Source organism: Jeotgalicoccus psychrophilus DSM 19085 (assembly GCF_000425845.1).
Lineage (GTDB): Bacteria > Bacillota > Bacilli > Staphylococcales > Salinicoccaceae > Jeotgalicoccus > Jeotgalicoccus psychrophilus.
Genome location: NZ_AUEF01000021.1, coordinates 24,738 through 36,808 on the forward strand (window position 1 = coordinate 24,738; position 12,071 = coordinate 36,808).

The window sequence follows — 12,071 nt, forward strand, 5'->3', positions numbered from 1 at the left end:
AAAATATAAAACAACTTATAAACAAGGACAGGTGATATTGTGGAACAGTCAAAAGCTATTGAGCGAATTGAGGAAATTTTAAACGAATCGAAAATCGGTGTTTTATCAACAGCGAAAGATAATGTGCCCAATGCACGTTATATGTGGTTTTATAATGACGGTTTAACACTATACGCGAAAACAAATGATCAGTCGCCGAAATATGATGAGCTTGGAGAAAACCCGAAGGCACATGTGCTTCTCGGATTTAATGATACTGATAATAACGCTTTTGTTGAAATAAACGGGAATGTTGAACGAATTAACGATCAGCAAACGATTGACTGGCTGTGGGAAAAACAGGATAAAAGCTTCTTTGATTCAAAAGAGAATCCTCATCTTAAAGTATTAAAAATTACACCGGATGCAATTAAAATTATGAATGATGATTATGAACCAGTCGAAGTGATTCTATAAATAAAAAGTGGGAGCCTGCTCTCACTTTTTATTTTAATTAATAATTTTTGGAAGGTGATGTAATGAGTCCTCAGAAAAAATGGGCAGCAGGTTATTTAGCTGCTTTTATAGTAATGATAGTAATGAACTACTTTGTAGGAACTAATGTTGGAAATGTTGCGGACAGTAACCAGCCTATTATTCAGCCGGCGGGATTTGCGTTTTCCATATGGGGATTAATATATATTCTGGTATTTATATTGATAATTAAGCAGTTCTTTCAGAAAACTTGGGAAGATTCTCCAGCTTACAAATTAAAATACTGGCCAATCATTAACTTCTTACTCAACAGTGCATGGATTTTAGTATTTACTCAGCAAATGATACTGGCGTCAGTAATTGTAATTTTTGCATTGCTGATTACACTAATTATTATGCATATTTTAATTACGAATCAGAATTACAGCTGGTTTGACCGATTCCCTTATTCTGTTTATTTTGCCTGGGTCACAGTCGCTTCTATTGTTAATGTGTTCCAGTTGACGAACGATAATAATATCAATTCTATAGCTGGTCTGGATGAATTAACATGGACAATTATTATGCTGTCAGCTGCGGGCGTCATCGGTTTAATTACAGCATTTTACTTTAAAGATTGGCTATATCCGCTTGTTATTATTTGGCCGCTCTACGCCATCTATGTTGAGAATAGCAGCGAGTATTCAAGCTTGGATATAACATTGCTGATTATAAGCGTACTGCTAGCAGCTTGCTCTGTGATTACAATTTTATTTAAAAATAAAAATAAAAAACCCGTTTAACCAAGCTGGTAAGCGGGTTTATAAAGAAAGAGAAGATTTATGTGTTAAATATATTTAGGAGTGGTCATTTAAATGAGTAAAATATCTAAGGAAGATATTTTAAAGATTGCACAAGAAGAAAAGATTGGTTATGTAAAACTACAGTTCACTGATATATTAGGTGCACTTAAAAATGTGGAAATCCCTGTTGAGCAGCTGGAAGAAGCACTGGATGGGGAAATAATGTTCGATGGTTCTTCTATTGAAGGGTTTGTCCGCGTTGAAGAATCGGATATGTATTTAAAGCCTGATTATAATACTTGGAGTATTTTCCCATGGTCTGAAGAAAACTGCAGAGTTGCACGATTAATTTGCGATGTGCATAACTTCAATAACGAGCCTTTCGAAGGAGATCCGAGAAGTAATTTAAAGCGTATTGTTAAAGAAATGGAAGACATGGGTTACGATGCATTTAACCTTGGTCCGGAGCCTGAGTTCTATTTATTTAAATTGGACAAAGACAATAATCCCACTACTATCGTGAATGACACGAGCGGTTACTTTGATGTATCGATCACAGATACAAGTGAAAGATGCCGACGTGAAATAGCAAAAACACTTAAGAAAATGGATTTTGAAGTAGAAATGTTTCACCATGAAGCAGGACCCAGCCAGCATGAAATCAGTTTTAAATACAGTGATGCGGTAACGTCGAGTGATAATATTCAGACGTTTAAACTGGTGGCAAAAACAGTAGCCAGACAATACGGTCTGCATGTTACATTTATGCCTAAACCTCTATACGATGAGGCCGGGAGCGGCATGCATTATAATGTCTCATTATTTAAAGATGGTGAAAACGTGTTTTACGATAAAGATGATGAGTATGGGCTAAGCGAAGAAATGAAATACTTCATGGCGGGATTACTAGACCATGCAAGAGGCTATACGGCAATCTGTAATCCGCTGGTGAATTCATATAAGCGGCTGAGCGCAGGGTTTGAAGCGCCGCGTTATATCGCATGGAGCGGGAGTAACCGTACACCGCTCTTGAGAATTCCGTCAACAAGAGGTGCGGGTACACGTGCGGAAGTAAGATCATTGGATCCGTCAGCAAACCCGTACCTTGCGACTGCAGTAATATTAAAAGCGGGATTAAGCGGTATTCAGAATCAGAAAGATCTGACCACACCGGTGGATGAAAATATTTTTGAGATGACGCAAAAAGAACGTCAGGCAGAAGATGTAGAAGACCTGCCGACAACGTTATATACGGCACTGAAAGCATTAAAAGCAGATGAAGTCATTCAGGAAGCACTGGGTAAACACATATGCGACCATTTTATAAAGAATAAGACTTATGAATGGAAAATGTACAGTGCACAAATAACCTCATGGGAAAAAGAACAGTATTTAAGTCAGTATTAATATAAAGAACGGGAATAACGCTATGCGTTACTCCCGTTCTTTGTTTAGATATAATCTTTTACATCATAGCTTTCTTCGCTGCCGAAGTCTTCCAGCGTCACTACTTTATGTAATGCTGCTGCAACGTCTTCAGCTTTGGCAAGCTTGTTTGTTTCCTTATATTCTTTAAAGCGGTCCACATTCGGGAACTCTTTAATATCGGATGCACGGATAACTTCCTGCATTCCAGTGTCGATAACGCCAGGGTAGAACACCGAGCTCTTAATATTGTTGCCCTGATGAACGTTTTCCTTATCAAGTACACTGTGAATCATATTGATTGCAGCTTTCGAACTGCAGTACACGCTCCATCCTTCAACTGGACCGCGTGCCGCACCACTCGTTACGGTAACGATACGTTTTTCTCCGCCGAAGTTCTTGAAGCGGTTCACAAATCCCTGAATAAGCAGCGTTGGTGCCACCACATTCACTTTATAGTTTGTTAACATATCATCTGATGATAAATTGCTGACAGCTTTTACAGGATCAACAATACCTGCAACGTTCAGTAAATATACTTCATCCGTTTCATCTGGATCTACAGAATTGAAGATTTCAGGCACAAACTGTTCCATCGCATCTGTATCGCTGAAATCTACTGAAAATGCTTTATGGATATTACCTGTTTCTTCTACACCGCTTCTTGTAATGCTGATAATTTTACTGTCTTTGAATATTTTTGCAGTCGCTTCACCTAGACCTCTGTTAGTACCTGTTAAAAATACGTATTTCATTGATGTTTTCCCCCTTGATTTTATGTCACAACAATTCTATTATACTCTTTTATTCCAATCTGCTAAACGTTCTTCACATATTTTTATAATAGTTTTCAATGCAGTAATACGAGCATAACGCTTATCGTTTGCCGGTATGACTATCCACGGTGCATAGTCAGTATCTGTTTGACGAATCATATCTTCAGAAGCTTCCAGGTATAAATCCCATTTCTCACGGTTTCGCCAGTCTTCATCTGTAATCTTCCATTGTTTTTCAGGCGTGTCCTCACGGTCTTTAAGCCGTTCGAGCTGCTCATTCTTATCCAGTGAAAGGAAGAATTTAATTATGATGGCTCCAGAATTATGCAGAGACTGTTCAAAATCATTGATTTCTTCATAGGCCTGCTGCCATGCATCCTGTGAAGCGAAACCTTCTACACGTTCGACGAGAACCCGTCCATACCAGCTGCGGTCAAAAAATCCAATGTGGCCGCTTCTTGGTGTCCGTTTCGCAAACCGCCATAAGTAATGATGGGCAAGCTCGATATCAGTCGGGGCACCAATAGCATTGTTTTTATAGCCCGTCGGATCAAGGAGTGCTCTCGTACGTTTAATGTTACCGCCTTTGCCGGCAGCGTCCATTCCTTCATAAACTAAGACAAGCGGAATCTTCTCCTGATAGAGCTGGAATTGAATTTCACGCATTCTTGCCTGTAAATCCGGCAGTATTTCTTTATATTCATGCTTTGGGATAGTTTCTTTATCAAAATCAAATGTGAACAAGTCAGTTTTAAAGTTATCGCTGAACCTGCCTTCGGTCTTTGGCTTATTTTTATGCTCAGCTTTAATACGTTTCTTTAAACGAGTAATGATCGCAGAGTATAAAGTATTTGCGGCATCTTCTTTGTTATGAAAATCAATCTGAGTCCACGGAGAAACTGTCTCATCCTGCAGGAAGTATTCCATTTCTTCATCATAGTCATGGTGCTGCAGGCGGCTCTGGAATTCTTCAGCTTTCCATTTCAGCATAGGGTTATCTTTCAGCTTCTGAATATGACGTTCCCGGACTTCTTTATCCGTAGTAATGTAAAATTTTAAAACCTCATAGCCGTTGTTTGTTAAAGTTTCTTCAAAGTTCTTCATATCTTCTTCAATCAATTTGAAGTCAGTATTAATATTGCGCTTGATATTATAATCCTTGTATTCTATTAATTGCGAGTACCAGCTTCTGAAATGAATATTAATATTGCCGTCTTTCGGCAGATGATACCAGTAGCGGTGAAGGAAAGGATACCTTAAATCGGCTTCTCTCGGGGGACGCGTGGCGACGAAGTTTGTATACTTCGCATCGAGCGACATATATAAGGCATTTGATAACCGTGATTTACCCGATGCAGGAGCGCCTTCAATAATAATCATGACAGGAATACCCATATTGTGTGTCCTGCGTGTGACTTCTCCTAATTCAAATTCCAGGTCTTTATCAATTGAAATCATGTTTATCCATCTCCAATCTGAATATATCGATTCAACTTAAAGAATATCTATTAATTCCAGTATATCTTTAACCGGAGAAACTGGGTACTATATAAACAAATTGTTAACTTTTTACATTATGCGATAGTAAAATCTGATAACATGAAGAGTGAATTATAGTCTTTAAAGCATTAAAAAGGGGTGGTCCGATGGATCAGAAGGATTGGAAAATATTAAAATTGCTCTATGAAGAGAAGAATATTACGAAAACAGCTGAGAAATTATATGTTTCGCAACCTTCATTAAGTTATCGTTTGAAAAATTTAGAAAAAGAAATAGGAACCGAGCTTATTTTTAAAACGAAAACAGGTATTGAATTTACGTCTGAAGGAGAATATCTCGTTAAATATGCAAAAGATATGCTGCAGCAGCTTCAGGTGGTTAAAGATAATATTAATAATATGAGTGAAGAAATATCGGGCACACTGAAGATCGGTGTATCCAGTAACTTTGCTCAATATGTTCTGCCTAACCTGCTTAAAACATTTTCAAATAAATATCCTGAAGTACGTTTTAATGTTAGAACAGGTGTGAGTTCAGATGTTTATAAGATGTTAAACGATTCATCAGTTCATATTGGTATTCTTAGAAGAGATTATCAATGGCAAAGCAGGAAGTATTTATTAAATCAGGAACCGCTGTATATTATTTCTCAAAACGAAATTAATGTGCAGGAATTACCTTCATATAAGCAGATAGATTATAAAACAGATTCTTCTCTTAAAGAGATTATTAACCGCTGGTGGACGACTGAATTTGCTTCGCCGGCAAGTATAGAAATGGAAGTAGATCGTCTTGATACGTGTAAGGAATTAGTAAAAAGCGGTTTAGGATATTCTATTGTGCCTGAAATTTGTTTAAAAGAAGAGGAGAACCTGTATAAATCAAAAGTTGAATCGAAAGACGGAGCTTTAATAAAAAGAGATACATGGATAATGTACAATGAGGACTACGAAAATCTGGTTATTGTAAAAAAATTCATTGAACATATGCGCTCGTGGGGAAATATCAAATAAAAAAAGGAAAGCATCGGGGGGATGCTTTCCTTTTTAATTTATGTCTAATTCTGTGCTGCTGTAGAAAGATAGTTTTTAACTGAGTCACCTGCAGTTTTTCCGAATACAGATCCTGACATTAAGCCTGAACCGCCGGGATAGTTATGGTAGAAAAGATCTCCGACCATCTCGCCTGCAGCATATAACCCTTCAATAGGTTGATCATTCTCATCCAGTACTTCTGATTTGTTGTTTACTTTGATTGCACCGAAAGTAAATGTGATACCGCAAGTAATCGGATAAGCGTAAAAAGGACCTTCGTTAAACTTAAGCGCCCAGTTTGTTTTGTTCGGCGATAAGCCGACTGTTGTTTTACCGTCTTTCACACTCGGGTTGTAGTCGCCGTCCTGAACTGCATCGTTGTAGCTGTTAATTGTCTCCAGGAAATTTTCTTTATCAACGCCCATTTTCACTGCAAGTTCTTCTACAGTGTCAGCTTTCAGCATTGTTGCTTCTTCTAAATTGTACTCTACTCTCAGCATGTCTCTGACTTGCTCGTCGTAGATTTGGAATGCTTTTTGCTGGGTCTGTTTCAGAGTTTCTTTACCGTATTTTGCATAGGTGTAGTTTCTGAAATCAGCACCTTCGTCAACGAAACGTTCTCCTTCAACGTTAACGATTAATCCTAATGGATATGATGATTTCTTATAGATGTCACCAGGTTTGCTGTAGTCACCAGTTTTAGGTGAGTTGTAGTCTGTAGTATGTGCGTGACAGCCGTCATATTGTCCTGCTTTTACTGCACCGACTTCAAGTGCCATTGTGATACCGTCACCTGTGTTGTATTCGCTTCCGCGGACAATTGCGTTTTCCCATTCTTTGCCGAGGTGCTCCATACGTTTTTTCTTATCGGCTTCAAATCCGCCGCTTGCAAGAACGACTGATTTAGTTTTAACAAGTACTTTACCGTGCTCTTCACTGTTTACGTGAACCCCTGTAATTTTCCCATCTGCTTTTTCAAGCTTTTCAGCAGGTGATGCGTACCAGAAGTCCACACCGTTCTCTTCTGCTTTTTTGAATAATGATTTTACAAGACCGATACCTTTATCGACTGTTTTAACAGGCAGACCGCCCCAGAATGATTTCTTTCCGTCTTTTTCAAAGAATTGATTTTCATTTAACTGGAACTCTACGCCCTGTTCTTTCATCCAAAGAATTGTTTCATATGACTTGCCTGTTAAATGTTCAGCAAGACTTGGGTTGCTTTCGTTTTTAGTAACGTTCATTAAGTCGCCGTGATAATCCTCTGTTGCATATTTTGGTAATTCAATTGAGTTTAGTTCTTCTTCAGATAAGTTGTCTACAACCTTACTTAAACCGTCAAGATTGTTGTAAGCAAAACGTATTGCACCGTCAGTAAAGAATGAGTTGCCTCCGCGTTTGTGCTGCGGTCCCTTTTCAACAACAAGTACTTTTAAATTCTCTTCACTAGCGGATACCGCTGCACTTAATGCTGCGTTACCGGATCCTACTACAACTAAATCGTATTCATAGTCTGTCATTTTATATTTCCCCCTGTGTTTGATGTATAGCTTAAGATTAGAACATTTCTGATAATAAATGAAATATCTTTTTTGAATCAATTATGATAAAAATATTCTATGATGCTTTAACTTCAGTTGATTAGCAGTTAAATTCATAGTATTAAGCAGCGAATTAATAGTCAGAAATATCAATACATTGCGTTTACCATAGTAATGTACTATATTTTAGAAAGAGTTTTTCAACTGAATACTATTCTTTCGGGGCAGGGTGTAATTCCCAACCGGCGGTAATCTTTTTAGAAAGCCCGCGACCTGTACGGTATTTATACCGTATGGCTGATTCAGTTAAAGTCTGAAGCCGACAGTTAAAGTCTGGATGGGAGAGAGAATAATGCAGCAGCGTAAAAATGTCTTTTTAATTCATTTTATATACGTCTATTTAACATTGTGTGAAACACTGTGTTAATTCAGCATACATTTTTTAGCGCCTTCGGATAAGTTTATTCGACGGTGCTATTTTTTTATTCAGGAGGTAAAAACTTGAACAGATATATGAATATGGCTGTTAACATGGCCAATATGGCAGCCGGACAAACGGCAGTAAATCCGCCGGTAGGTGCTGTTATCGTTAAAGACGGCAGGGTCATCGGCTACGGTACGCATTTAAAAGCGGGAGAGCTTCATGCGGAGCGTGCAGCATTGAACAGCTGCAGTGAATCGGCAACTGGTTCGGACATCTACGTAACACTTGAACCGTGCTCTCATCATGGCAAAACACTGCCGTGCACCGATGCGATTATTGAAGCGGGTATTAAACGCGTGTACTACGCGTACCGGGATACGAATGATAAAGTCGACGGACTGAAAGTGTTAAACAGTCATGGTATTGAAACGATTCATCTTAATAATAATAAGGTGGATGAACTGTACCGTCCGTTTAATATTCAACTGGCAAATAAGCGTCCGTTCATTACATTAAAGAGCGCGATGAGCCTCGACGGTAAAATTGCACAGAGGAATGGTGACAGCCACTGGGTCAGCAACGATGAATCGCGGCGTGACGTGCACAATTTAAGGCAGCATCACGACGGTATACTGATTGGTGCCCACACATTGTTAAATGATAATCCGCACTTAACGACCCGTTTATCTGAAAACGATAAACACCCGGTGCCGGTTATTCTGCTCGGTTCGCAAACACTGCGCGAGGATATGAATATATTCAATCATCCGCATAAGCCTATTATATTTACTAGTAACGAAGATAATGTGCAGTTTAAGGACTGCGCAAAAATCTTCTTTGGAAATTATAATTTAACTGAAATACTTCATATATTATATGAAGAAAATATTGCAGCACTTTTAGTGGAAGGCGGTTCGTCCATCCACACTCAATTTTTAAACGAAAAATTATTCGATGACCTCATCATTTACATTGCCCCGAAAATATTTGGTTATTCTGAATATCAGCTCCATCAAGGTGACCCCAAGAGTCAGCTGGATTTGATATTGCATCATGTTGAAAAGCTCGAGTCGGACATCAAACTTACTTACAGGAGGACTCCAGCATGTTTACAGGATTAATCGAACAAACTTCACCAGTACTTTCTATTAATAAAACATCTGCATTAACTGAAATGGAAATACAGAACACTCTTTTTGATGATTTAAATATAGGCGATTCTGTCGCAGTTAACGGTGCATGCTTAACCATTACAAAGCTTCAGGAGCGCTCATTTTGCGTTGAAATCGTTAATGAAACGAGCAGTGTAACGTCGTTATCCGATATTGAAAAAGACGATATACTCAACCTGGAACGTGCGATGAGACTGGACCAGCGCTTAGGCGGGCACATAGTGTCAGGCCATGTTGACGGCACAGGAATTATTGAGAATATTTATAATGACGGAGATGCATTGGTAATATCAGTGAAGTGCAGCCGGGCATTGATGAAATATATGACCTTAAAAGGTTCTGTGACAATCGACGGCATCAGTTTAACATTATTTGATATCAAACCTGAAGAAGATATTTTTATCTTAAATATCATTCCTGAAACACAGAATAAGACAAATATCGCCCGGAAAAATATCGGTGATATCGTGAATATTGAAGCAGATATGATGATTAAACATATCGATCATCTGCTTAATTTTAGGGAGGCAGGTGGTACTCATGTTTGATTCAATTGACAGTGCCATAATAGATTTAAAAGAGGGGAAACTGATTATTGTTGTCGACGATGAAGACAGAGAAAATGAAGGTGATCTTGTCGGTATAACGGAGTTTATCGACGCAGAAGCTATTAACTTTATGGCAACTCATGCCAGAGGATTAATCTGTACGCCGGTCTCGAAAAGTATTGCTGAGCAGGCAGGTCTTGTACCGATGACAGAGCGTAACAGTGATGAATATCAGACAGCATTTACAATTTCTATTGATCACTTCAGTTCAACGACAGGCATCAGTGCATTCGAACGATTCGACACGATAAAGGCGCTCTTAGACAGCAATGTATCACCAAAAACCTTTAACCGTCCGGGGCATGTTTTCCCCCTTGTTGCTAAAGACGGCGGCGTAATAGAACGCCAGGGCCATACAGAAGCTGCAGTGGATTTAGCAAAACTAACAGGTGCAAAACCGGCAGGTGTGATTTGTGAAATTATGAATGACGACGGCACGATGGCGCGCGTCGATGATTTGCAGATTTATAAAGAACAGCACAAGCTGAAGATGATTACGATTGAAGCTTTAAAAGAATATATATTAAAAAAGCGTGCAGTTACACTGGAGAGTACTATTAATTTGCCGACGAAATTCGGGGAGTTTAAAATGTATGACTTTGTCGATGGTAAAGGGAAAGAACATTTGGCACTTGTGCATGGTGAGATTACACCGCATATGAATGTCCGTATTCATTCGGAGTGTCTGACAGGCGATGTTTTTAAAAGTTCACGCTGCGACTGCGGTCAGCAACTCGATAAGGCACTGGAGATAATGAGTGACGAAGACGGTATTGTTTTATATATGCGCCAAGAAGGCCGAGGTATCGGTTTAACGAATAAATTAAAAGCGTATGAATTGATAGAACAAGGCTATGACACAGTAACGGCGAATGAACATCTGGGCTTTGATGCAGACCTTAGAACATACGAAGAAGCAGCGGCAATGCTTAAGTATTTAAATGTAAATGTAGTGACACTGCTGAGCAATAACCCAAAAAAGATTCAAGGTCTGGAAAACGAAGGAATTAAAGTGCATTCGAGAGAACATATTGTGACTGCGAATATTTACAATGAAGATTATTTAAATACAAAAAAAGAAAAAATGGGACATCTATTATAGGAGGAAGTAATAATGAATGAGTTACAGAAAACAATGAACGGTGAAAATTTAAAAATAGCGATTGTTACGGCGGAATTTAATGAATTTATAACGAGCCGTTTATTAGATGGTGCACATAAAACTTTGCTGAAACACGGTGTTAAAGATGATAACATCGATTTAGTTTATGTACCGGGCGCGTTTGAGCTGCCATTAACAGCGAAAACACTGGCTGAAACGGACAAATATGACAGCGTTATAACGCTCGGCTGCGTAATCCGCGGCAGTACGACGCATTATGATTATGTTTGTAACGAGGCAGCAAAAGGTATAAGCCATGCAGGACTGTCAACAGGCATACCCGTTATATTCGGCGTTATAACGACAGAAAACATCGAGCAGGCAATCGATCGGGCCGGTGCGAAAGTCGGCAACAAAGGGTCGGAAGCGGCTGCGACAGCAATTGAAATGGCAAGTGTCATCCAAAGTATTAAAAACTAATATCAGGAGGTCATTTGATGATTACCGAAGATGATAAAAAATACTTAAAACGCAGTGTGAAATTAGCACGGGAAGCTCTGGATACAGGGAACTCACCTTTCGGTTCACTGCTCGTATCAGAAGAAGGCGAAATACTATTTGAGGACCATAACCGAGATGCAGACGGAGACCAGACAAGGCATCCGGAATATGCAATTGCGAAATGGGCAGCTGAGAATTTATCGGCTGCAGAACGTAAAAGTTCAATAGTTTACACCTCAGGAGAACACTGCTCAATGTGCTCATCTGCACATGCACTGGCAGGACTTGGCCGCATCGTTTACGTAAGTTCCTCAGCACAGCTGAGAGCATGGCAGAAAGAGCGCGGTATTACAGAACGCAGTGCCTTAAAAGGATTGAGTATTGAGGAAGTCATTAACGATACAGAAATAGATGGACCTGATGAAGAACTGTCGCAGCAAGTGAAACAGCTGCAGCTGGAATATTATAAATAAAAAATGCCGGAAATCTTAAGTGATTTCCGGCATTTTTAAAGTTTTTGAGGCTGTCGGAGTGTGCAGATACACATGAGCTTCTGTCATGCCAGTCCGGTAAGTCCCGGATACACATGAGTCCCGATCATGCCAGTCCTGTGATTTCCGGATACACATGAGCTCCTATCATACCAGTCCGGTAAGACGCGGATACACATGAGCTTCCATCATGCCAGTCCGATAAGTCCCGGATACACATGAGTCCCAATCATACCAGTCC

Annotated in this window: 12 protein-coding genes and 1 riboswitch; of the genes, 9 read left to right on the top strand and 3 right to left on the bottom strand. The window is 39.3% G+C overall.

The window, feature by feature from the left end; translation table 11 throughout:
• Nucleotides 1-39: 39 nt before the first annotated feature.
• The 3 genes from H625_RS0107905 to glnA all read left to right on the top strand — a co-directional run bounded on the left by H625_RS0107905 (nucleotide 40) and on the right by glnA (nucleotide 2,663).
• Nucleotides 40-456, top strand: coding sequence for a pyridoxamine 5'-phosphate oxidase family protein (locus tag H625_RS0107905; RefSeq protein ID WP_026859449.1), 417 nt, complete (start codon nucleotides 40-42; stop codon nucleotides 454-456).
• Nucleotides 457-518: 62 nt separating this feature from the next.
• A complete protein-coding gene (locus H625_RS0107910; protein WP_026859450.1) occupies nucleotides 519-1,256 on the top strand; it encodes a TspO/MBR family protein in 738 nt (245 codons plus the stop codon).
• Nucleotides 1,257-1,328: 72 nt separating this feature from the next.
• Nucleotides 1,329-2,663: a type I glutamate--ammonia ligase gene (gene glnA / locus H625_RS0107915; protein WP_026859451.1), complete on the top strand. Its 1,335-nt coding sequence runs from the start codon at nucleotides 1,329-1,331 to the stop codon at nucleotides 2,661-2,663.
• A 44-nt stretch (nucleotides 2,664-2,707) separates the two neighbouring features.
• Here glnA and H625_RS0107920 read toward each other — a convergent pair whose 3' ends face one another.
• Both H625_RS0107920 and H625_RS0107925 read right to left on the bottom strand, forming a co-directional pair.
• Entirely contained in the window at nucleotides 2,708-3,436 is a 729-nt protein-coding gene (locus H625_RS0107920; RefSeq protein WP_026859452.1) for an SDR family NAD(P)-dependent oxidoreductase, read from the bottom strand.
• A gap of 39 nt (nucleotides 3,437-3,475) precedes the next feature.
• Nucleotides 3,476-4,915, bottom strand: a complete 1,440-nt coding sequence (locus H625_RS0107925; protein ID WP_026859453.1) for a phosphate--AMP phosphotransferase — start codon at nucleotides 4,913-4,915, stop codon at nucleotides 3,476-3,478.
• Nucleotides 4,916-5,103: 188 nt separating this feature from the next.
• On the opposite strand from H625_RS0107925, the gene H625_RS0107930 reads away from it, so the two are divergent.
• On the top strand, nucleotides 5,104-5,970 hold the full coding sequence (locus tag H625_RS0107930) for a LysR family transcriptional regulator (RefSeq protein WP_026859454.1): 867 nt from the start codon (nucleotides 5,104-5,106) through the stop codon (nucleotides 5,968-5,970).
• A gap of 44 nt (nucleotides 5,971-6,014) precedes the next feature.
• Here H625_RS0107930 and tcuA read toward each other — a convergent pair whose 3' ends face one another.
• Nucleotides 6,015-7,511, bottom strand: a complete 1,497-nt coding sequence (tcuA, locus tag H625_RS0107935) for an FAD-dependent tricarballylate dehydrogenase TcuA (RefSeq protein WP_026859455.1) — start codon at nucleotides 7,509-7,511, stop codon at nucleotides 6,015-6,017.
• Nucleotides 7,512-7,743: 232 nt separating this feature from the next.
• Nucleotides 7,744-7,885: riboswitch (FMN riboswitch) on the top strand.
• Between the two features lie 148 nt (nucleotides 7,886-8,033).
• On the opposite strand from tcuA, the gene ribD reads away from it, so the two are divergent.
• Genes ribD through H625_RS0107960 form a run of 5 tightly spaced genes read left to right on the top strand, consistent with a single transcriptional unit; the run spans nucleotide 8,034 to nucleotide 11,812 of the window.
• Entirely contained in the window at nucleotides 8,034-9,077 is a 1,044-nt protein-coding gene (ribD, locus tag H625_RS12820) for a bifunctional diaminohydroxyphosphoribosylaminopyrimidine deaminase/5-amino-6-(5-phosphoribosylamino)uracil reductase RibD (RefSeq protein WP_245573121.1), read from the top strand.
• Complete coding sequence (locus H625_RS0107945) at nucleotides 9,062-9,676, top strand: riboflavin synthase (RefSeq protein WP_026859456.1); 615 nt, start codon at nucleotides 9,062-9,064, stop codon at nucleotides 9,674-9,676. Before ribD ends, H625_RS0107945 begins: the two co-directional genes overlap by 16 nt.
• The gene (locus H625_RS0107950; RefSeq protein WP_026859457.1) at nucleotides 9,669-10,838 is read left to right on the top strand and encodes a bifunctional 3,4-dihydroxy-2-butanone-4-phosphate synthase/GTP cyclohydrolase II; all 1,170 of its coding nucleotides are present in this window, start codon (nucleotides 9,669-9,671) and stop codon (nucleotides 10,836-10,838) included. Before H625_RS0107945 ends, H625_RS0107950 begins: the two co-directional genes overlap by 8 nt.
• A gap of 12 nt (nucleotides 10,839-10,850) precedes the next feature.
• Nucleotides 10,851-11,318, top strand: a complete 468-nt coding sequence (gene ribH / locus H625_RS0107955) for a 6,7-dimethyl-8-ribityllumazine synthase (protein ID WP_026859458.1) — start codon at nucleotides 10,851-10,853, stop codon at nucleotides 11,316-11,318.
• A gap of 17 nt (nucleotides 11,319-11,335) precedes the next feature.
• The gene (locus tag H625_RS0107960; protein WP_026859459.1) at nucleotides 11,336-11,812 is read left to right on the top strand and encodes a nucleoside deaminase; all 477 of its coding nucleotides are present in this window, start codon (nucleotides 11,336-11,338) and stop codon (nucleotides 11,810-11,812) included.
• Nucleotides 11,813-12,071 lie beyond the last annotated feature (259 nt).

What these genes read in the sequence shown, in the direction of transcription:
- H625_RS0107910 (WP_026859450.1), top strand. Translation starts at nt 519, where the DNA reads ATGAGTCCTCAGAAAAAATGGGCAGCAGGTTATTTAGCTGCTTTTATA.
- glnA (WP_026859451.1), top strand. Translation starts at nt 1,329, where the DNA reads ATGAGTAAAATATCTAAGGAAGATATTTTAAAGATTGCACAAGAAGAA.
- H625_RS0107920 (WP_026859452.1), bottom strand. Translation starts at nt 3,436, where the DNA reads ATGAAATACGTATTTTTAACAGGTACTAACAGAGGTCTAGGTGAAGCG.
- H625_RS0107925 (WP_026859453.1), bottom strand. Translation starts at nt 4,915, where the DNA reads ATGATTTCAATTGATAAAGACCTGGAATTTGAATTAGGAGAAGTCACA.
- H625_RS0107930 (WP_026859454.1), top strand. Translation starts at nt 5,104, where the DNA reads ATGGATCAGAAGGATTGGAAAATATTAAAATTGCTCTATGAAGAGAAG.
- tcuA (WP_026859455.1), bottom strand. Translation starts at nt 7,511, where the DNA reads ATGACAGACTATGAATACGATTTAGTTGTAGTAGGATCCGGTAACGCA.
- H625_RS0107945 (WP_026859456.1), top strand. Translation starts at nt 9,062, where the DNA reads ATGTTTACAGGATTAATCGAACAAACTTCACCAGTACTTTCTATTAAT.
- H625_RS0107950 (WP_026859457.1), top strand. Translation starts at nt 9,669, where the DNA reads ATGTTTGATTCAATTGACAGTGCCATAATAGATTTAAAAGAGGGGAAA.
- ribH (WP_026859458.1), top strand. Translation starts at nt 10,851, where the DNA reads ATGAATGAGTTACAGAAAACAATGAACGGTGAAAATTTAAAAATAGCG.
- H625_RS0107960 (WP_026859459.1), top strand. Translation starts at nt 11,336, where the DNA reads ATGATTACCGAAGATGATAAAAAATACTTAAAACGCAGTGTGAAATTA.